16 protein-coding genes and 1 tRNA gene are annotated in these 21,108 nt (G+C 44.8%); 7 read left to right on the top strand and 10 right to left on the bottom strand.

Annotated features, from left to right (window positions below):
• Positions 1-5: 5 nt before the first annotated feature.
• Both LSG34_RS06605 and LSG34_RS06600 read right to left on the bottom strand, forming a co-directional pair.
• A complete protein-coding gene (locus LSG34_RS06605) occupies positions 6-683 on the bottom strand; it encodes a DUF599 domain-containing protein (protein ID WP_233008040.1) in 678 nt (225 codons plus the stop codon).
• An 8-nt stretch (positions 684-691) separates the two neighbouring features.
• On the bottom strand, positions 692-2,629 hold the full coding sequence (locus tag LSG34_RS06600; protein WP_233008039.1) for an ATP-binding protein: 1,938 nt from the start codon (positions 2,627-2,629) through the stop codon (positions 692-694).
• Between the two features lie 190 nt (positions 2,630-2,819).
• Between LSG34_RS06600 and pyrC the strand changes: the two genes are divergently transcribed.
• Positions 2,820-3,860 (top strand): dihydroorotase, encoded by a 1,041-nt coding sequence (gene pyrC, locus LSG34_RS06595; protein WP_233008038.1) that lies wholly within the window; start codon positions 2,820-2,822, stop codon positions 3,858-3,860.
• A gap of 68 nt (positions 3,861-3,928) precedes the next feature.
• Here the strand turns inward: pyrC and LSG34_RS06590 are convergent, their stop codons facing one another.
• Complete coding sequence (locus tag LSG34_RS06590; RefSeq protein ID WP_233008037.1) at positions 3,929-5,437, bottom strand: DUF3612 domain-containing protein; 1,509 nt, start codon at positions 5,435-5,437, stop codon at positions 3,929-3,931.
• A gap of 145 nt (positions 5,438-5,582) precedes the next feature.
• Here LSG34_RS06590 and LSG34_RS06585 point away from each other — a divergent pair, with 145 nt between their 5' ends.
• Positions 5,583-6,098 carry an aldolase/citrate lyase/malate synthase family protein gene (locus tag LSG34_RS06585; protein ID WP_233008036.1) on the top strand — a complete coding sequence of 172 codons (516 nt, stop codon included), beginning with the start codon at positions 5,583-5,585 and terminating at the stop codon, positions 6,096-6,098.
• A 171-nt stretch (positions 6,099-6,269) separates the two neighbouring features.
• On the opposite strand, the gene LSG34_RS06580 is transcribed toward LSG34_RS06585, so the two are convergent.
• Positions 6,270-8,558 carry a TonB-dependent receptor gene (locus LSG34_RS06580; protein ID WP_233008035.1) on the bottom strand — a complete coding sequence of 763 codons (2,289 nt, stop codon included), beginning with the start codon at positions 8,556-8,558 and terminating at the stop codon, positions 6,270-6,272.
• A 360-nt stretch (positions 8,559-8,918) separates the two neighbouring features.
• Here LSG34_RS06580 and LSG34_RS06575 point away from each other — a divergent pair, with 360 nt between their 5' ends.
• Positions 8,919-9,944, top strand: coding sequence for a LacI family DNA-binding transcriptional regulator (locus LSG34_RS06575; RefSeq protein ID WP_233008034.1), 1,026 nt, complete (start codon positions 8,919-8,921; stop codon positions 9,942-9,944).
• Between the two features lie 2 nt (positions 9,945-9,946).
• Here the strand turns inward: LSG34_RS06575 and pgmB are convergent, their stop codons facing one another.
• Positions 9,947-10,600, bottom strand: a complete 654-nt coding sequence (pgmB, locus tag LSG34_RS06570; protein ID WP_233008033.1) for a beta-phosphoglucomutase — start codon at positions 10,598-10,600, stop codon at positions 9,947-9,949.
• Positions 10,597-12,966, bottom strand: coding sequence for a glycoside hydrolase family 65 protein (locus tag LSG34_RS06565; protein ID WP_233008032.1), 2,370 nt, complete (start codon positions 12,964-12,966; stop codon positions 10,597-10,599). The genes pgmB and LSG34_RS06565 overlap by 4 nt, the downstream gene beginning before the upstream one ends.
• Before the next feature lie 136 nt (positions 12,967-13,102).
• Here LSG34_RS06565 and LSG34_RS06560 point away from each other — a divergent pair, with 136 nt between their 5' ends.
• Positions 13,103-14,317 carry an MFS transporter gene (locus LSG34_RS06560; RefSeq protein ID WP_233008031.1) on the top strand — a complete coding sequence of 405 codons (1,215 nt, stop codon included), beginning with the start codon at positions 13,103-13,105 and terminating at the stop codon, positions 14,315-14,317.
• Between the two features lie 95 nt (positions 14,318-14,412).
• Complete coding sequence (locus LSG34_RS06555; protein ID WP_233008030.1) at positions 14,413-15,351, top strand: ZIP family metal transporter; 939 nt, start codon at positions 14,413-14,415, stop codon at positions 15,349-15,351.
• Here the strand turns inward: LSG34_RS06555 and ybaK are convergent, their stop codons facing one another.
• Complete coding sequence (ybaK, locus tag LSG34_RS06550; protein WP_233008029.1) at positions 15,352-15,831, bottom strand: Cys-tRNA(Pro) deacylase; 480 nt, start codon at positions 15,829-15,831, stop codon at positions 15,352-15,354.
• A 187-nt stretch (positions 15,832-16,018) separates the two neighbouring features.
• On the opposite strand from ybaK, the gene LSG34_RS06545 reads away from it, so the two are divergent.
• Positions 16,019-16,095 (top strand) — tRNA-Arg (locus LSG34_RS06545).
• A gap of 605 nt (positions 16,096-16,700) precedes the next feature.
• Positions 16,701-18,479 (top strand): hypothetical protein, encoded by a 1,779-nt coding sequence (locus LSG34_RS06540; protein WP_233008028.1) that lies wholly within the window; start codon positions 16,701-16,703, stop codon positions 18,477-18,479.
• 259 nt (positions 18,480-18,738) lie between these two features.
• Here the strand turns inward: LSG34_RS06540 and LSG34_RS06535 are convergent, their stop codons facing one another.
• The 3 genes from LSG34_RS06535 to LSG34_RS06525 form a co-directional block, all read right to left on the bottom strand.
• Positions 18,739-19,221, bottom strand: a complete 483-nt coding sequence (locus tag LSG34_RS06535) for a hypothetical protein (RefSeq protein ID WP_233008027.1) — start codon at positions 19,219-19,221, stop codon at positions 18,739-18,741.
• Positions 19,222-19,293: 72 nt separating this feature from the next.
• Complete coding sequence (locus LSG34_RS06530; protein WP_233008026.1) at positions 19,294-20,109, bottom strand: hypothetical protein; 816 nt, start codon at positions 20,107-20,109, stop codon at positions 19,294-19,296.
• 86 nt (positions 20,110-20,195) lie between these two features.
• Complete coding sequence (locus LSG34_RS06525; RefSeq protein ID WP_233008025.1) at positions 20,196-20,840, bottom strand: hypothetical protein; 645 nt, start codon at positions 20,838-20,840, stop codon at positions 20,196-20,198.
• Positions 20,841-21,108 lie beyond the last annotated feature (268 nt).

Below are 21,108 nucleotides of genomic sequence, written 5' to 3'. Positions count from 1 at the left end.
ATTTTTTAGCATTCCTGCAAAGCCTTCAGCGCCTTTGAATGAAACTCGCGATGTTTCATCACCAGCAATACCAGCACAGACATAGCCATAAATAAGTTCGGATCAATAAACCAGGACAAGGTAGCTAACGAAAAATAAATCGACCGCAAGCCATAGTTAAACGAATGCCCAGCCTGATCAATGACCTTGGCCGTTCTGTTGGCGTACAAGGCCTGTTCTTCTGCAGTCATCTCACGACCATCTGGCGCAGCGCCAATCAATACACCACCAAAACCATACTGGCGCAATGACCAGGTAAACTGGAAAAAAGCAAAGACATAAATCACTGCCAGAAACAGTATTTTCACCTGCACAGTTTCTTTATTTTGAGTGGCCCATGGCGTCAAATAACTTAATACTTCACTGATACTGCCGCTTGAAGCCAAAGCCGTTAATAAACCCGCCAGCATCAGCAAGGTACTGGATGCAAAAAAAGACACATTGCGCTCCAGCGTTGAAATTAATCCGACATCCGCCATTTTATTGTCGCGGTTCAGCATTTGTTTCATCCAGTCGTTGCGCTTACGGCGTAGCTCAAAAGACAAACAACTGGCCGTTCTGGCTTTGCGTCTGGCCACTATGGTGTAGCCAGTCCAGAGCGATAAAAACCAAAGCACCGCAATTAAATCAATCCACGTCAGCATAACAAACCTTATTCCAGAGATAATTCAGTTGCCAAAGGCAAGGTAAAATAAAAACAGGCTCCACCTTGCTCAGAGCGCTGGTAACCAATTTCGCCACGCATGGCTTTAATCAAATCTTTACAGATAGCCAGGCCGAGCCCTGTACCTGTTACCTGCCGCCGATCCGATGAGTCGGCCTGTGAGAATTTCTCAAACAAACGAGGCTCAAAACCCGAGGCTACGCCAGTTCCCTGATCGGTCACAGTCACTTTAACCATCTTAGGTGATAACTCCATACTCACCAGCACAACTGCGCCTGTTGGTGAGTGCCGTATCGCATTAGCCAGTAAATTAGCCATCACCTGCTGCAAACGCACTTCATCGACTTCTACCCATAAATCATCCTGTTCAGCACAGCGGAGCTCCAGCTTCACCTGTCGCTGCAAAGCCACTGGCTGGTTCAGCTCTATGGCTTGCCTGAGTAACTCGTTTAAAGGCCAGAGCCTGAATTTAAACTGCATTTTATTCACAGCCAGTTTTTCGATATCCAGCAAGTCGTTAATTAACTTCCCTAAACGTTGACTATTTTGCTGCGCAAGCATCAGCATATGCTGCTGTTTTTCATTCAGCTCACCCAAAGCCCCACCCACAGCCAACCCCAAAGCACCTGTGATAGCAGTCAAAGGCGTACGTAGTTCATGACTGACGGTAGAGACGAAATCATTTTTTAACTGTTCTACCTTTTTTCGCTCGGAAATATCGCGGATCAACCAGACATAACGGGCTTTTCCCTGATGTTCAGTGCTGTTACGCGATAAGTCCATCGCAAAAATTTCGCCGTTGTGACGAACCCCAAGCAATTCAACCGCAGCCCCTTCCCCGGGAGATTGCGCAGCTAATGCTTCGGCTTGGCCCGGCGCTAACAATAGACTAAAAGGCTGACCCGCCAGTTGAATAGGTAAATAACCAAACACAGTACTGACAGCACTGTTGACCCTGTCAATGGTGCCATCCACATCTGTGGTCACTATCACGTCCAGTACACTGTTCATAATACGACGTGAGTACATTTCATTGTCTTGCAGGGCATCGGCAAACAAGGCACTGCGCCTGTAGGAGTAAAGCAACCAGGCCAGCATCAGGCAAAATACAACCGACAAGGATGCCCCTAATAAACGCCATTGCCACAAGCCCCAACCTGTAGCGTCATCCATAAAACGCACCGCAATTTGCCAGTCTGCCCCTTTGATATTTAAATCCAGCACCAGCGAATCTTCACTGAATAAATGCGAATAACCAAACAAAGCACCGGAAGGCTGATCTTTTTCACGGATCCCTACCTGCACCTGAAGGCTATTCGCTTGTTGCAATAGCATCTGATTAAAGGAAGTTAAATCCAGTACAGTGCTGATAATGCCCCAGTAACTGCCATCATTCAGAAACAATGGCAGACGATATACATAGCCCTCCCCACCTTGGATCAAGGCTACTGGCCCGACTAATTTGGGTTCTTTCTCTTCAATCAGCTGTTTAATTTCAGACCATTGTTGAGGCAAGTTTTTGTAATCCAGTCCCAAAGCTCTTTCATTGCCCTGCACCGGATAAATCAGCGTCAGCACATTGTCAGGCGCCAACCCTATATTGCGGATATGTTTGCCTTGATCCAGTAAGTTTTGCAGTAAAAACAACATTTCTTTTTCAGAAAGTTTGCCATCGCTGGCGCGTAAATGGGACGCCAGCCCAAGGCTCATATACAAAGAGGTGTTTAATTCGGACTCAACAAAAGAACGCAGCTGGCCTGATAAGCCAATGAGCTGCTGCAGCGCCTGATTTTGCCGCTGCTCCACCAGTTGTCTCGATTGGTATTCCGTCACAATGCCAGCGCACAGCAAACAAAATAGCGGCACCAACCATTGCCAGGGCAACAGCCATTGGGATTGTTGTTTTAACGCGCTGCTCTGTTCCATGGTCGGTAACCTGTTGAACATCTTGTAGTATCGGTACTGACTATAACCTATCCGAATGGGATTACTCCATTCCCGCATCACCGTAAGCAGCAGAATAAAAGTTTAACCTGCTGTGCTGAGTATCCCGCTGAGCCGTGTTAAACTGCCACGCCCTGACGGCATGACACTGCATCAGTAGAGGAGAAGCGCTGTGACTGAATTAATTCTGCAAACCCCGGACGACTGGCACTTACATTTTCGCGACGGCGATATGCTCAAAGAAACTGTGGCAGCCACTGCCCGTTGTTTTAAGCGTGCTATTGTGATGCCCAATCTTGTTCCTCCTGTAACCAATGCTGCAGAAGCTTTAGCCTACAAAGAACGTATTCTGGCAGCCCGACCTGCAGGCAGCAGCTTTGAACCTCTGATGGTGTTGTATCTTACAGATAAAACTTCAGCCGAAGACATTAAAGCCGCCAAAGCTAAAGGTGTAGTGGCCGCTAAATTGTATCCGGCAGGCGCTACGACCAATTCTCATTCTGGTGTCAGCAGTTTAAGTAAACTGTACCCTGTGCTGGAAGTAATGGCTGAGCAGCAAATGCTGTTGTTGGTACACGGTGAAGTGACCGACAGCCATATCGATATTTTTGACCGTGAAAAAGTATTTATCGATCAGCATTTAACTCAGCTGATCGACACTATTCCAGGCCTCAAAGTGGTATTTGAACATATCACGACTGCAGACGCTGTTGAGTTTGTTAAAGCAGCGCCAGACCGTGTTGCAGCCACTATTACACCTCAGCATTTATTACTGAACCGCAACGATATGTTAGTGGGTGGTGTACGGCCGCATAACTACTGCCTGCCGGTACTCAAACGCCGCACGCATCAGGAAGCCTTGCGTGCTGTGGTCGCCACTGGCAATAAAAAGTTTTTCTTAGGCACAGATTCAGCACCACACGCTAAACATCGTAAAGAAGCAGCTTGTGGTTGTGCCGGTTGTTACAGTGCCTGGAGTGCAATTGAACTCTATGCTCAGGTCTTTGAAGACTTAGGTTGCCTGGACAAGTTAGAAGGTTTCGCCAGCCACTATGGCCCGGACTTCTACAACCTGCCACGCAACAGCGGCACCATCACTTTAGTGAAACAAGACTGGACAGTACCAGCGGAGATCACCTTACCTGATGGCAGCCCTATAGTGCCGTTTTTCGCTGAACAGCAATTAAGCTGGCAGTTGAAAAAAGGACTCTAAACCTAAACTCTAAAAATGGGGTCAGATCACATTGTTAACAGTTAACAATGTGATCTGACCCCATTTTATTATTTCGCAGAGCAGTGCTGGTAACACCCAGGCTCTCGTGGACAATGATTACCGCGCGAACAAATCAGCTGGGCTGGTTTATCTAAACTGCGGGCCACCCAGTTGATATTCAAAATATTCGACACCGTCGTTAAAGTAGAGCGAATAGATTTGGGCACTACGGCTGCCCCTCCTTGCGTTCGACAGAGTTGTTTTAACTCCTGCGCCATAGTCTCCACATCCATGCCCTGAGCTTCAATCGCAGGATTTAAATCAATACCAGCACAAAGCACATGAGCATTACCCGCTAAATCAGAGACTTTGGTGGATTCACAACAATAAATCCGTGGCTGGCCCTGCACATCTAAAATAGACAACTGCGCTGAATGGGCAGACTCGGCCGCTTCAAACATCCGAAATACCGCCCAGTGCTGACAAGGATCTTCCACCTGCCGCATATTGCCCCAGGGCAACGGAATTCCATTCCCCCGATACACCGCCTTTAATTTACCCGGTGTGTAGGCATCAAAATAATGCCAGTGGCTGTATGGCGACACCGCCGTCATACGGCGCATAGCGACAGAGGCCGATACACCAGCTAAGTGATGTGAGCTGATTTCATAACCTTGTTTGTCTAATAGCTGACGAAACGGCATTTTAGGACATAACAAAGCACCGGCAAAAAAGCTCGATTCAAAATCACGCCAGGCATGCAAAATATCCTGTGGTGCCACAGCACTGTCGTCCGTCGGCACGGATTCAAAAGCACCACCTACCATCATGCCGCTTTTCACACCATCTTTGTTATGCAGCACAGCATGGCCAATATGCACGGCCAGCTCGTACTTCAGTCGGGTTGGCCACTGTTGCAGTAGCTTATTTAAATGCAGAGTTGCGGGTGGTAAGAAATACGATGTAGGGACATTTTTCGACAATACCCCCAGCTCATCCAACACTTCTTTTGGCGTTTGCTCAAACCAGCGTACCTGCAGACCCAACTGCTGCACTATCTGCATTAAATCTTCCACCGACAACGGCATACGCTTCAGGCCCACTTCTTCAGCAGCCCGTTCCAACTCAGGGAAATGGTTTTGGTGATGCTCCTGATGCGCGCGAATAAGCAGCTGGGCAAACTGGCGACCGCTAATGCCGGTTTGTGACAACATCTCCGGAATAGCAATTTGCAAAATGTCATTGGAAAACAAAAAGCCCGGTTCCAGCGCCATACCAGATACTCCGCCTCTACTGCCTTTTTGCGGTGTGATATCCAGTTGCTGCTCTTCGCCATCAAGAAACCATTCAACTTCTTTTTGAAAAACTTCAGCAATGACCTGCAGCATATCCAGGCTCGGCACCCGTTTGCCGCGCTCAATCATCGACAAATAAGACACGGACGGCGCGTACTCAGAGTTCACTCTGATACAACGGGTCGACAAGTCTTCCATAGTTAAGTTATTGCGCTTTCTAAGGTTTCTGATCTTAGTACCAAGGAAATGCGACTTTCTGAGTAAACTTTTATTTGCTGTCATTTTGTAAAATTCACACTGTGAAGTTTTAATTGTGAAATTATTCAGAAAACTAACATAGACTAAATATCAAGCAACAGCAATGCTGCTTTACTGGCCCTACAGCCTTAAGAACTTATTAAAAGCAACACACAACAGGACAGAAATCATGAACATGACAGCCACCCAAAACTCACACCAGGACCATGATATCCGGGAAGAGATCAGCTACATAGCCGGGCTGAACCAGAGTCATGTCCGTCAGATCATGGATTACTCCAAAGCTTTTCTGGATAAAGTTTTTCCACTGGACAGAGGCTCACACAAAGAAGTCTGCAGTTATGTGGTGTATTACCAGCATGTATTGGCTTTTTTTGCCGACGGTAGCAACAGCGGCTTAAGAACACCGGCGCAGTTTGTCGCTTTTGGCGGCCATCCGGAGCAGCCACAATCGCTGTTATTAAAAGATGGCGAACGCCATGTCGAATTATTGTTTTGCCACAAAGGAGCACATGGCTCCATGGATAAAGCCGGTATTGAAGACATCCAATTGCAGCTGACAGGTGAGCAGACTGGCTGGTTCAGTATGATCCGCGGCAACGCTCAGGCACAGCCTTGCGTAGCCAGTACACAAAATAGTCCATGCTTTCGTGCAAAAGAAGGTGGCGATTACAGAGTAAATTAGTTATAACTAACGCAGTTGATTTTTTGTACTCAAAGTAATAGAAATTACGAGTACACATATTTGCCTAACCTGATAAAAATCAGGGGTAAAAAGAATAAAAACAACAGGGGACGATAGACGTCGACGGGGAGAAAAAGGCCAGCAAATTGCTGGCCTTTTTTATAGTCCCAATCAGAACTGATAGGTCATACTTAAAGTCACAGAACGCGGCAGAATATAACGGCCGTTCGGTGAAGTTGGGTTACGTGGGTCGCCTTCGGTTAAACCTTGTTTATCTGTCAGGTTATCCACCGACAACTGAGTTTTTAACTGCTCTGTTAACTCCAGCTGTAAACCCGCATCAATTTTGGTGTAACCCGCTAAAGTCACAGTATTTTCATTGTCAGCATAACGGTCAGACACAGCAGCTATAGTGCCGTAAACAGAAGCAAAGGTATCTTCAAAAGCTTCAAAGCCATAACTTGGGGTTAAACGCACTTGCCATCTTGGTTGACGCTGAGCTCTGTTGCCTTCGTTAGTTGGGCTTTCGGTGATTTCAGTTTTTTGTAGCGTTGAATTCAGGTTCAGTGAAAAACCTACGCTGGTGAAGTAGTTAAAGTCCAGTTCTACACCATAAGCTCTGTTGGTCATCACTTCAGCCGGATCACCCGGACGACGGACAAAAGTATCGCCTTCCACCTGGTTATAAAATGAAGTGGCGTAAAAGCTATAGTTTTGTTCGGCCCATTTGTAGCCTAACTCAAACTGAGTCACTTCTTTAATCAGCTTTTCACCGCTGGTAAAGGCACCGTAGTTATCGCGGAAGTCGTCAAAAAATGGCATCTTGTTGCCTTTATTAACGCGGGCAAATACCCCCATATTTTTTTGCCACATCCAGTTCACACCAGCAGTCCAGGCAATTTTACTTTCGTCATAACTGACAGCTTTGCTGACCTGCCCCGTTAAACCTTCATCTACTGTGTAATCAATAGTGTGGTTTTCATTACGCAGACCAAGATCCACTGTCCATTGCTCATTTAACGCCACTTCAACAGCGGCGTATAAAGCACGTGTTGTACCATCGCCTGTGGCATCAATATCGTAGTTCCAGCTACAGCTGTCCTGATTGTCGTTACAATCTATGCCCGTTAAAGCTTCGCCACCAGATTGCACCACATGCCAGGACTGGTTACCTATAGACCACCAGTCTTTGACAGAAAAGGCGGTGCTGTAGACACCTACAGTGTATTTAGCACTGTCGGCGGTTTTGGTGACAGCTAAGTCGTTGGTAAAGGAATCCAGCTCTTTTTCAACGACCCAGCGGCCAATTTGCTGCACCATGGTATCGCCATCATACAAAGTACCAGTGGTTGCACCTGTTGCATTTAAACCGTTGTCAGCAACAGTGCTTAACGCCACAGCGCCAGCTTCCGGCACTAAACCTAAGGTATTGGCATCGCCCTGGGTATAGTTAAAGCGATACAGCAGTTTCCAGTCGTTGTTTAAATCCAGGCCCACAGTACCGCCTGATACTGAGCCTTTCCAACCACGGCCATCACCAAAATCAACACTGCGGCTTTCACCGTCCGGACCAAATTGAATAGTCCCTTGTCTGTTGTTTGGGCCAATCTGGGTGTAGGTATTATCCACACCAGCCACATTCAGTGGGGTTGGCAGATACCAGACACCGTGATCATCGGTCTGACGGGTATATAAATTGATACTGCCGTTGTCCAAATCTTTGGTGATATTCAGCGTAAACTGATGGCCTTCTTCTGAATTAAAACCCGCATCACGCACACCTTGTGAGCTGCTGATATAACCACCCATCATAAAATACAAGTCGTCAGCCAATTCGCCACTGACCACGGCATCCATGCGCTGCAAGCCATAATCCGAAGTAGATAACTTGACTAAACCTTCAGTTTCTTCTGAGCCTTCTTTTAACAAAAAGTTAGTGGTTAAACCCGGCTGGCCATTGGAGATCACAGGAGTTGAGCCACCACGCAAAGCTTCCATAAAGTCGACTGTTTCATCGAGGCGAAACATCGACGAGTTTTCTAAAAAAGATAAAGTTGGCGGTGGGAAAATAGGCACGCCCTGCATTTGCACAGTTAAAAATGGCGCATCACCACCACCTGGAAAACCACGGACAAAAACGTTGGCACCAGCTACACCGCCTGAGCTTTCAGACCATACACCAGGCACCAGAGTAAATAACTCGGCCGTGCTTTTTGGGTTCATTTTTTCGATATTTTCTGCCGACACGTTCGTGATGGCGTAGCTGGCATCTACACGTAAACCTGCAATACCACTGGCTTTACCTGTAATGACTATTTGTTCAATCTGACTTTCTTCGGCTGGCTTTTTTGCTGCTGCAACTTTTTTAGTGTCTTCGGCTTGCTGCTGAGCCTGTAACATACTGACTGGCAGTAAAGTAATGAGCATGGCTGACGCCAGCTTAGTGAGCTGTAAGTTCATCTGATCTCTCCCCGTTGTCTTTGATTACGCAGCTATGACGCTATTTATTTATTGCTGCTTAAATAAACATAATTCATCTTGCAATCGATTGCAATAAAGAAACAGGAACTTTTGCAATCGTTTGCAATATCATTTTGTGTTAGGGTTTTAGCTTATAAGTTCCCCCTAAGTAATTGGAGTTGCAGCAAGGCGGCAAGCGAGCGAGACCCCAGGAGCATAGTTGTCCTATGTGACTGGGGCGAGTAGCGCAGCCAACACAGCTGCGGCTTCAAGTACGACGGGGGCTCGATTTGGCATCATCCTTTTGTCATAATCAATTGAGTTGGCAGGGGTAACTGCAGTTTTTATGGAAAATAAGTTGTGAATTCAGGTAAAAAAATGATGACACTGGCCGACATAGCAGCGCTAGCTGAAGTGTCCGAATCTACTGCATCCAGAGCATTACGCGACAACCCTGTAGTGAACATAGAAACTCGCCTGAAAGTACAACAAATAGCTCAGCAGTATCAATTTAACGTCAACCCTACGGCCCGTAGTTTACGTACACAAAAAAGCTACACCATAGCCGTGATCATTTTGTTTGATGCCAAAAGCCAGCAAGCTATTTCTGACCCCTTTTTGCTGGAAATTTTAGGTGTAATTGCCGATGAGCTGACGCACAAAGGTTATGACATGTTGCTCAGCACCAGCAAAACCAAAGACAAAGACTGGAAAACTTATTACATAGACGCCAAAAGAGCCGATGGTTTGATCATCATAGGCCAGGGTGAACACGATCAACGTATTGAACAACTGTCGCACAGCAAAGTGCCTTTTGTCGTCTGGGGCGCCAGTTCAGGCCATGACAGTTTTACAGTAGTAGGTAGTCAAAATCGCAGCGGCGCAGAAGCTGCAGTTAGTCATTTAGTGGCTCAAGGTTGTAAACATATCGCCTTTTTGGGGGATTACCGCCACAACGAAATTGAACAACGTTACCTGGGGTATCAGGATGCGTTGCAAAAAGCCGGTCTGGCTTTAGATCCGGCCTATGAACTTATCACCGACTTTACCGCTCAGGATGGTTATGTAAAAACCCAGCAACAATTATTCCCGTTGCTGCCTAAGCTGGATGGTATTTTTGCTGCCAGCGATGCCATAGCTTTAGGTGCGATGAAAGCGCTGCAAGAGCATGGTGTACAAGTGCCACAACAACTGGCTATTGCAGGTTTTGATGATATTGCGATGTCGGCTTATTGCTCGCCGGCACTCACCACAGTGAAACAAGACACCATCAATGGCGGCAAATTGCTGGTGTCTAAGTTATTGCAGCAAATGGACGGCGAACAGGCAGAATCTGAACTCTTACCTGTGCGGTTATTAACCCGTCAAAGTTCTGCCCGGCGTTAAGCTCACAAGGTTAACAGCTTGGTCAGCAGTGTCTGATCCAAAGCGGAGATGGCAGGGATCACTAAATCAGCCTGAGTTAAAGCGTGCTCCTCACCAATCCCCAAAGCGTACATGCCAGCAGCTTTGATCGCAGTCACTCCGGCTGGCGCATCTTCCACTCCAATACAACGCTCTGGCGCTACGCCCAAAGCCTGAGCGCAAGTGAGAAAGATCTCAGGGTCGGGTTTGCCGTTTTTAATCAGATTGGAGTCGGCGACATAATCAAACAAATCCGGAATACACAACTTTTGCAGCACCAAAGCAGCATTTTTACTGGCTGAGGCCAAAGCTGTTTTCACTCCTGCTGCTTTTAAACTGCTAAAAAGTGGCAATACACCTGGGAATAAATCAGCCGGCGACATGCTCTCTACCAACTTCAAATACTCTGTATTTTTTTGCTCTGCCAGCATCAGCTTTTCATCCAAACTTAACTGCTTCTGTCCTAGCTGCAGAATAAGCTCCAGCGATCCCATGCGATCAACGCCCTTTAATAGTTCATTGTCCGCACGGCTGAATTCGATGCCAAGTTGGGTCGCCAATTGTTGCCAGGCTAAAAAGTGGTATTCAGCTGTATCGGTCAGCACGCCATCCAAATCAAAGATAAAAGCCTGGATCATGATTTCACTCCAGACAAAGCTGCTGACAAGGAAAACAACTGACTTTGGCCTGCCGCTAAACTAAAACGCTCTGTTTGATGCTGCAAAGTTAAATCATCACCACTTAACAACTGATAACTCACTTGTTTTTGACTGACGTGCACCTGCAACACCCGGCCTCTGTAGTTGAGTTTAAATTTCAGCTGTGGCCAGGCCGCTGGCAGTTTAGGTTCAAAATACAACCCTTCAGGACGGCTGCGCATACCAGCAAAACCACAAACCACAGACAACCAGCTGCCGGCCATACAGGCAATATGCACACCGTATTCGGTATTGTGATGGTAGTTATCCAAATCCATCCGCGCTGTGTTGGCAAAAAACTGATAAGCGCGTTCCGTCTGGCCTGTTTCAGCAAAAGCTACAGAATGAATACAGCTGCTTAAACTGGAATCATGAGTGGTTAACGGCTCGTAATAGGCCAGGTTGCGGGCTTTTAAATCACGATCAAACTGCTGGTCGAGTAAATACATCGCCAGCACTAAATCCGCTTGTTTTAACACCTGATGACGATAAATGACCAGCGGGTGAAAATGCAGCAACAGCGGGTATTTGTCGGCAGGAGTAGCAGCAAAATCCCATGGCTTTTTAGCTAAGAAACTGTCGTCCTGTGCACTGATCTGCAGTTTGTCGTCATAAGGTAAATACATCAGCTCTGCCGCTTGTTGCCAGCTTTGTATTTCTTCTGGTGTAACCCCCAGCCTCAGACAAAAACTCTGATAAAACTCAGCGTTTTGGGTCGCAAGCTTTGCCAAGACTTCAGCGGTAAAACTTAAATGTAGCTGCGCCATAGCATTGGTGTAGAAGTTGTTATTGACCAAAGCCGTATATTCATCAGGCCCTGTCACCAGATGAATTTCAAAACGGCCGCCGTGCTTACTGAAAAAGCCCAGTTGCAGCCATAAACGCGCTGTCTCCACCAGCATTTCAGCACCGGCCTGCTGCATAAAAGCCCAGTCATCTGTCGCCAGAACATAGCTTCGAATGGCATAAGCTATGGCGGCGTTAATATGATACTGAGCTGTGCCTGCCGGAAAATAAGCCGAACATTCATCACCGCTGATGGTGCGCCATGGATACAAAGCACCTTTGTCATGCGACATCTGCCGCGCTCTGTTTTTGGCTTGTTCCAACTGACTAAAACGCTGCAATAACAACTGACGGGCAGTGTCTGGCTGGCAAAAACTTAAAGTCGGGATCACGTAAATTTCGGTATCCCAGAAATAATGGCCATCGTAACCAGGCCCGGTCAGGCCCTTAGCGCCAATATTGCTGACACCATTACGGCCAGCCGACTGCACCAGACTAAATAAGTTAAAACGTAAACCTTGTTGCAGCGCAGGGTCGTCACTGATTTGGATATCTGACTGCAACCAGAAATCGGCTAAATATTGCTGCTGCTCTGCCGCCAGTACTGCAAACCCATCAGTGACGGCTTGTTGCAGTACGTTTTTCGCTGCTGGCAATGGCATTTCGGCCTGTTTGGACGCCACTTGATAACTGATGTATTTGCTAAAACGAACAGCCTGACCTTGCTGCAGATGCAGCTCAAATAATTGAGTCAGTAAGTTAGGTTCAATCTGCTGATCCATAAAACGCACATCGTCAGCAAACTGATGCTGAATAGCCGACACCAGCTGAAAATCAGCACCATGCACCTGATGCAGCAAATAACTGCAATCGGCTTTGTCTTTTATGCCCTGCTGCGCCACAGGCTTTAAGCTGGTTTCCAGCGCCATATCGCCGACACGCGGATCGTCTGGTTTAAATACCGATTTGTACTGACCATTCAAACAGGATTTTAATAATACAGCGCCAGAGAAGTTTTGTGCTGTGATAGTCCATTCAATAGCCATCAGTTCAGGGTGCTGAAAACTGACCAAACGGCGGCTTTGCAGTTTGAGCTGTTTGCCGGAAGGACTGGTAAACACCTGCTCACGGCTTAAGATACCGGTGCGTAAATCCAGGCTACGTTCACCGGGTTGTTCTGCCGACACAGCCAGCCAGTGTCCGTCCAGCGCCAGTTGCAGGCTTTTACCATCAGGCACTTGCAGCATTTTGTCGTTATTTTTAGCAAAACCGTAAGCCGACTCGCCATACACAATAGGTTCGGAGCTATAAACACCGTTTAAGTAACTGCCTTCACAGCTGGCGCCTGCACTGCAACCTTCTTCGTAGGTGCCGCGGCTACCAATAAAGCCATTCGCCAGACTGAATAAGGTTTCTTTTAGCATCAGCTGATCGGGGTCAAACTGCTGATCCACAAGCTGCCACTCGTCAATTTCAAGGGCATGGTTTATGGTTTGGCTGGCTACTGCGGATAAAGTCACTGTTCTACCTTCAAATGATCTAAATTGGCTACTATTTTTAATAATACAAGCATTGCAATCGATTGCAATAGCTGTATGATGATTTTCAGACAGGGTGAAAAACCAACAATAAAAGCTAAAAAGAGTAAATCTATCTATGCAAAGCATCCGCATCAAAGCAGCCTTGCTGCTGATCTATTTTATTTTCGCCATGCTGCTCAACAGCGTCGGCATAGTGATACTGCAAGTGATCCAGAATTTTCAGGTCAGCAAAGAAGCCGCCAGTGTGCTGGAAGGTTTTAAAGACTTGCCCATTGCCATAGTGTCTTTTCTGGTGGCGTCTGCCCTGCCCAAACTGGGGTACAAAAAAGCGCTGCAAATTGCCTTGTTGCTTATTGCTGGCGCTTCGGTGCTGATGCCGTTATTCCCTTCTTTTGATACCAGTAAGTTATTGTTTTTCTGTGTAGGTGTGGCTTTTGCGCTGACCAAAGTCTCGGTCTATGCCACCTTAGGTTTAATCACCAAAAGCAAAGCTGAACACGCTTCAGTGCTGAATTTTATTGAAGGCTTTTTTATGCTGGGCGTACTGACCGCCTATTGGTTTTTTGCTGCCTTTATGACGGAAGGCACAGGCAACGGCTGGCTGGATGTGTACTGGTATCTGGCCGGATTAAGCCTGCTGGCTTTCGCGCTGGTCAGCTCCACCGACTTCCCTGCTTTAGAGCTGGACCCGCAAAGTACTGGTTTTAACGACTTTATCGCCATGCTGAAGTTAACCGCCAAGCCACTGGTTTTTGTGTTTGTTGTTTCCGCCTTTTTGTATGTGCTGATAGAACAAGGCATAGGCAGCTGGTTACCTACTTTTAATAACGAAGTGCTGCATTTACCCAGCCAGTTAAGCGTGCAAATCACCAGTATTTTTGCGGCTTCCCTGGCAGCAGGGCGTTTATCTGCAGGTTTTATCTTACGTTTTATTCCATGGCACCTGCTCTGTAATATCTGCCTGCTGGCGATGGCAGCTTTGGTGCTGCTGACTTTGCCTTTAACCCACGAAATTCAGCCCGATCCAGACGTGACTTTATGGACAGCACCTTTGTCGGCTTATCTGTTGCCGCTGATAGGTTTTTTTATGGCGCCTATTTACCCTATGCTGAACTCAGCCATATTAACCAGCCTGCCACAGCAACAACATGCGGCCATGACAGGCTTAATAGTAGTGTTCTCCGCTTTAGGTGGCACCACAGGTTCTATAGTCACAGGCCATAGTTTTGCCGCTTTAGGCGGACAAACCGCCTTTTATCTGACACTGCTGCCTCTGACCTTATTGCTGTTAAGCAGCAACAGTTTTCATAAACTCAAAGCTGCGGCATAAAAAGCCGCAGTTCGGGCTGCCGCGCTATTGCAGTTGGCAGCCTTACTTGCTCTACTGACTATCAGTTAATCCATAAGGACCCACAAGGAACTGTTATGTCGGATCAGGTTCATTCATTGTCACCAAACTCTGCCTGGTTTTCTGAACTCAAACAACATGCCGGCGAACACAAACTGGCTGCTGTAGGTTTAGCTTTAGGTTTGTTTGCTGTGCTGATTTTGTTGGCTCAAAGCATAGTGCATTTATCCAACTCACCTTCCTCTGAAAACTTAAAGCTGGCGTTAATAGGCGGCACAGCAGGTTTTGTTGCTACCACCTTAGGCGCTTTACCAGCTCTTTTATTTCGTAGTTTGCCTCAGGCGATGGAAGACAGCTTATTAGGCATAGCTGCAGGCATGATGCTGGCGGCCAGTGCTTTTTCTTTGTTATTACCAGGCATTGAAGCAGGCACAGAACTCTTTCAAAGCGACACTTTGGGTGCTTTGGTGGTGGTCTTTGGTATGTCATTGGGCGTATTACTGATGCTGGGTTTGGATGCCTTTACCCCACACGAACACGACAAAACCGGCCCTTGTGGCCCTGGTTATCAGGCCTGCGACCGCATCTGGTTATTTGTGTTTGCTATCGCCTTACATAACTTACCTGAAGGTATGGCAGTGGGCGTTAGTTTTGCTAATGGTGATATGTCAGTGGGTTTACCACTGGCAACAGCCATAGCGCTGCAGGATATCCCTGAGGGTTTAGCTGTGGCTTTATCCTTAAGAGCTGCAGGTTTCAAACCTGGTTTTGCCGTGTTTGTCGCAGCAGCCAGCGGTCTTTTAGAGCCTTTAGGCGCTTTAATTGGCGTAGGTTTGTCCAGTGGTTTTGCCGCCGCTTATCCTATGGGCTTAGGATTGGCAGCGGGTGCTATGATTTTTGTGGTATCACATGAAGTGATACCCGAAACCCATCGCAACGGCCATCAGACAGCCGCTACTTTGGGCTTAATGGTCGGCTTTGCGGTGATGATGGTGTTAGATACGACTTTAGGTTAACTAATGGCCTTCGTGCTGGCATAAGCTCACTAGTTTAGCTTTCAGGCAAGCCTGCAGATCCGCGGGCTTCAGTCCTATCTCCAGCCCTCTTTTACCAGCGCTGACATAGATAGTTTCAAAACCAGCAGCCGAGTCGTCGATAAAAGTCCGTAACAGCTTTTTTTGCCCAAGCGGACTAACACCACCCAGCACATAACCACTGGAACGCGCTACATCAGCAGCTGCTGCCATAGCGGCTTTTTTTGCACCAGCCGCTTTGGCCAGCTGTTTCATATTCAGCAGCTGATCCACAGGCACTATAGCGGTGACCAGTTCTTTGCCATCCAAAGCCGCTACTAAGGTTTTAAAGACGTGAGCCGGAGCTAAACCCAATTTAGTCGCAGCTTCCAGACCATAAGATTCAGCTTGAGGGTCGTGCTGATATTCCAGCACCTGATGCGGCACTTTGAGCTTTTTCAGCAGCAAAACAGCGGGAGTCATCAATTTCTCCGGTATAACCCTGATAGTTCGTTCATTAATCTACGAAATGCACACACAAACAACCAGCGTTTTTTCGCCGCAACTTATACTATTGGTTAATTTTTGTGCCGTTAAACCCCAGCAACAGAATTAGGCCAAATGCTGGCTGGACAATAACCACAAAGCCCCATAAAATGGCCGCCGTTACGCACCCGTAGCTCAGCTGGATAGAGCGTCGCCCTCCGGAGGCGAAGGTCCCGCGTTCGAATCGCGGCGGGTGCACCACTAAATTCAAAGCCTGCAGAGGACTTCACTCTTTTGCAAACTCCTGTCGTTTTAAGCATATTATGAACTTTATGGATCAAATAAAATCAGTCACTTACGTATTTTTGAAGCATAAGTTGAACTCTACAGCTTAAAGCATAAAGTGAACTTTTTACGCTCTTTCGGCCCTTTCGCTGTAATTATATTACTTAACTGAAAGTTAATCACAAACAAGCTGTAGTTTTTGATTCAAGGAGATTACTTCAAAGGTTTGAAGATCTTTTTGGAGCCGAGGGAAAAAATATCTAGAAAAGCACATTGCCAGTCATTCATTGGTAGGCGGTTTGCCGTATAAGGAAGGCTTTGTCGCGTTAATGCGCTGCTTATTCTGCAAACGCAAAGAACAAACCATCTTAAAAGTACTATAATATTGAGCACTCTTGTTTTCAGTATTGGGAATTAGAGCGGGGGGATAGGCTTCCAGCTTACGCCTTCCATCTATCTTACCCCTTGTTTTCTGTACGAAAATATTTAAAAATCGAATTCTGTAGTTAGCAACTATGCCTCTCTTAAGCGATTATCGTAGTCTAACGATGAGCCAATATCAATAGCCAAAGGACTGAAAAGTGAAAATAGACCGACAGCTAAACAAAGCAATTTTCACTCCTTCACAGCTATTTTTCCTCGGCTGTTGGTACAACATGACCAATATTTCTTCATTAGACTCTTATAGAGTTAAAACTATCAACCCGTTAAACGCCATCGAAGAGATGTCAAAAATGTTTAACATTTCAATATCAAATAATTCAGACATTGAGATGGTTTATAGTGAAGCCAAGCATGTTTTAACTTCTGATCCACTCCTCAAACTTGAGCATCGTTTTCAAGAGACGATAATCTATCTAATAGAGCACTTAAAAAAGCCGGCAGCAGAAAAAAAATTTCAAAAAAACTGCACGCTCACTAACTCTCTGTTGAGAGAGGCAAAGCACTATGTACATGAAAATTACATAAACCTATGCTTTGATTTTTTCCATAATGCATTAGTTGAAAATGCAGAGCTTAGTGACCAAATTAAAAAAGATATAAGTTTAGTCACCAATAACTTTTTAAGTCTTCTAATTAACTCAGGTTCTAGCATCGATACATTATTTAATTACTACATCAATATACTGAAAAACAACAAAAAAAACGGCTCGTCGCCTAATTTTCAAAGTAGGTTGAAGTTGCTAAAAAGAATAGTGACAAATAATGATAATGAATACGAAATAATATTCAGATTGGAATTTCATAATAAAGAATTAATAGATGCATTCCCAAATGAGATAGCGGAGATAAGGTTTTTATCGGATGTTTCAGATGTAAGAAGCGGAACATCCTTCATCGATAAAATACTTACTTCGAAATATCCAACCTTAAAATTTGCCAAACTAAAATTAAAAGCAAAAGATGAGCGGCATGCTGGTGCTTTAGCTTACGAAAAAATATATTCTGTTATTGACCTAATAAGGTTCGAGTATATATCTAAGCCTATAACAATATTAGATGAATTTATTTGTATTAGTACAGATGAGAACCATAAATTTAGACTGTTAGAAGTTGATAAAATTTTGCAGCATCCTTCATCATCTCTGACCGAGGGACGATTTGAAGATTTCACATCGATGGTTTCTAAACTTGTCGACAACCCCCAAATTCCACAAAATGATAAAGACCAAATTTTTTCAGCTTTCAAATTTTATAGAATTGGCGGCGATACAAACATAAATGAAAATCGAATTATAAATTGGTGGGTCGCTATTGAACATCTATCCCAATCTAACAGCTCAGGGAGTGCCATTGGAGAGAAAGTAATAAATACGCTACTCCCCGTTATGTGCATAAACTACTTTAGAAAACATTTTGAATATCTCAGAAGAGAATTAGCAGACCTTGAGTTTGAACATAATGGCCAAAATATAAAAATAGACGAAAAGAGTTCATTAGAGTTATATGAAATACTGATGCAGGATTTTTTCTTAGACCATTTAAAATCTCATTATACAGATGAATACTTTTTAATATTTAAAGTTGAAGAAATAAAAAGTCTCCTGTCATCTGGAAAGTCCATAAATAAAGCTATAACCGACCACAAAGACAGGCTAAAAAAGCAAATCTATCGAATTTATAGGGCCAGGTGCGACATTGTACATAGTAACAGTGCTGTAATTAGCTTGTCGCTATTATGCTCTAATCTAGAATTTTATCTAAAGCAGACTCTATCTTTTATCCTAAAAGAGATCGTCGAAAAGCCAACTTTAAATTCGATTGAGGAAATTCTATTGCGCACAAATTTGACTTTTGGCCAATTAATGGAAACTTTAAATAAGGAAGATTTTGATAAATTTAAATCACTATTAAAATAATATTGGAACAGACAGAAATATCATGTCTATTTTTATACTGATGATACAATATACCTACAGAGTTACGTGTCGGACAAGCACTAAGCCTAGTGTCAGTTACCGTCACTCTAAACCGTCGTTAGCTACTCTCCATATTAGCATTTGTAAATGATACTTTTGATATCTAAGCCGCCTACACGGCGAGTTTGACCCTGAGTGACCTTTCACCGGAATTAATACCAATCTCAGTAGCGACCTAGACATCAGCTAAGATCTCTTGTTATGTCGCCCGGTTCAGGAGCTGGTTGTAACTAAGCTTCATATCTTCAATAAAATCTTCACCAAGTGTAGGGAAGTTGTACACAAAGCGTTCACGTTCTCGGACTCTGAACAAGTTATAGAGATAGCTTTCGTTTATATTAGAAACATGGATTGCCTCAAAAGGACGACTTTTAACAATTGCTTTGTTTAGTTCACTACCTTTTATGAGGTTATATTGATCTCCAGTTATATCAATTGCAATCTCATCAATTTCCAACCAATAGTGCGTTATTTGATCATTTTTTCCAGTAGCTGCACTGACGCCCTTCACTTCAAGCTCCGGCCATAATTCAAGAAAGTGATAAGACAAAAGCATTGAGGATAGTTTACAACTCATAATTGGAAAACAATCAATCACAAGTTTTGTATTCGATTTATCACACTTCTCAAGTAGCCTCCGGAATTTAAGCACCTCTTCTTTTATCTCGCTGATTGTTGGCAAAGCTCTCTTTTCCCTAATGACACTTGGCTCCTCAATAATGGGGACGGATTTGTTGCATACTTGATTAACTTGTTATGTGTTCTCTTGCAAGCGCTTATTAACTTTCTCGACTAAAGACTGATTTATCTCAGGAAGCTTGCCTGTGGGGTCATCCCAACTTAGTCTACGCTCAATTTCACCGAGCTTACTATCAGACCTATCTCTGATGATAAAATTCTTTAGCCTAAACCCTCTTTTCGAATAAGTTTTAACTTCACCTGCCTCTACATAACCGACGTTAAAAAGTAGTTCAGAAATATACGGCATGCTCTCGATACATTTTGTTTTTAATTCATCACTCGAATAGTCAAAGCAGAACTGCATATAAAATTTGGCTACGATGACATTTATATGTGACGAAGGGCCGTGAATTTCTTTCGCCAGAGATTCAGAATATTGCAAGCTCTCAGTGCGATCTCCTGGGTAAACGAAAACACTATACTTTCCGTCTCCTTCCCTTATTGCACGAAACGCTATATTTTCTGAAGCATCAATAACCTTCCCATAATTCCATGCTTTGAACATATCATATGCTTCTTTCGCGACATCCTTGTATTTGAATATGATTACGAAACCGAGCTCATCAATTGTGTCTGTATTTTCTGTAAACCATGAGGTTCCGAGCCTATGCGACAGCATACCTTGAGTAGGCATTGGCATCACATGCAAAACACCATATATAAATACAAACCGATCCAAAACAAATGGGATAATAGTAAACGCGATGCTAACTGGAACTGCCACTTCTAGCGGTAGAGAAAAAAATGAAAGTGCAATACTTAGTAGGGGTATCAAAACTAGCAATGCTCTTACAAAAAATCGGTGTTTACCTTGTATTTTGAATTTCAATCGTGCCCCCATGACATATGACGCATTTCATAACCTCCGGCAGTGATGTTGACGTCCGGCGCCGTAAGGCGAAGTTAATGACTCTGTTAACTTTTCAGCTTCGGAATGTTCTTGTTGATAACTGAATATAGGGTTCCTCGCCCCTCAATCTCTGCCCTACATGTAGCTTCCATTTCAGCAACAGCTGCCTTAACGCGATTGTTTAATTCGTCTTCTTCCGACATCATGCTCCAAAATTTATCTTCATACTTTTCGATCAGCGCCCTATGGTTCTGCCATTGTTCATCTGTTCTGAAATGATCACGTGGCCAAAGACGGGAAAGTGCATTTGCTGCTGATAACACCTCATTCGTAACATTTCGAATCTCGCTTAACGGTTTGGCGCTGTCCTTGCCAAATTGTGTCATAAATCGGTATCTCATAGCATGAAGCTTATTGAAAAGCTCTTGGTGCTTGTTATAACGAACGAAAGCAACATTTGCATTCCTACGCGCCTGCCATTGCGCTTCAGATTCGGACTGTCCGCGCTCAATTTCACCATACTCGCCAACAAATGAAACTGGGTGCCGTATTTGTTCAATAATATCAGATGCTTCATACATGAGAGATAACGCTTCTTCAGCAGTGTCAGCCCTCTTCCTACCAATGTGCTCTCTGCGCCAGGAATCAATGCCATAAATGGCAACCCAAAGAGCTACAATTGCTGAAATTTGTGTTATTACCTCGATCATTAGTACCTACTTTTCAATAAATTTTGCTGCTGCAGTTTATGTTGTTTACGTCAAATTTTAAGCTGGGGCAATATGCGAGTTATTCATCAATTAACTCAAATCCATTACCTGAGAATTTCACCAGTGGCTACATGGCGTTTTAGACGACATAATAAGTGCTCTATAAAGGAGGAAGGCAAAGCCTCAGTCGGACCTTGGCGCATAACATCATTCAAGTGGAGTTTCCGGTTAAATCAAAGTTTTATTTAATGCGATTAAACTGATGTGT

Source organism: Rheinheimera faecalis (genome assembly GCF_021290965.1).
Taxonomy (GTDB): Bacteria; Pseudomonadota; Gammaproteobacteria; order Enterobacterales; family Alteromonadaceae; genus Pararheinheimera; species Pararheinheimera faecalis.
This window is presented reverse-complemented; position numbering and strand designations above follow the sequence as displayed.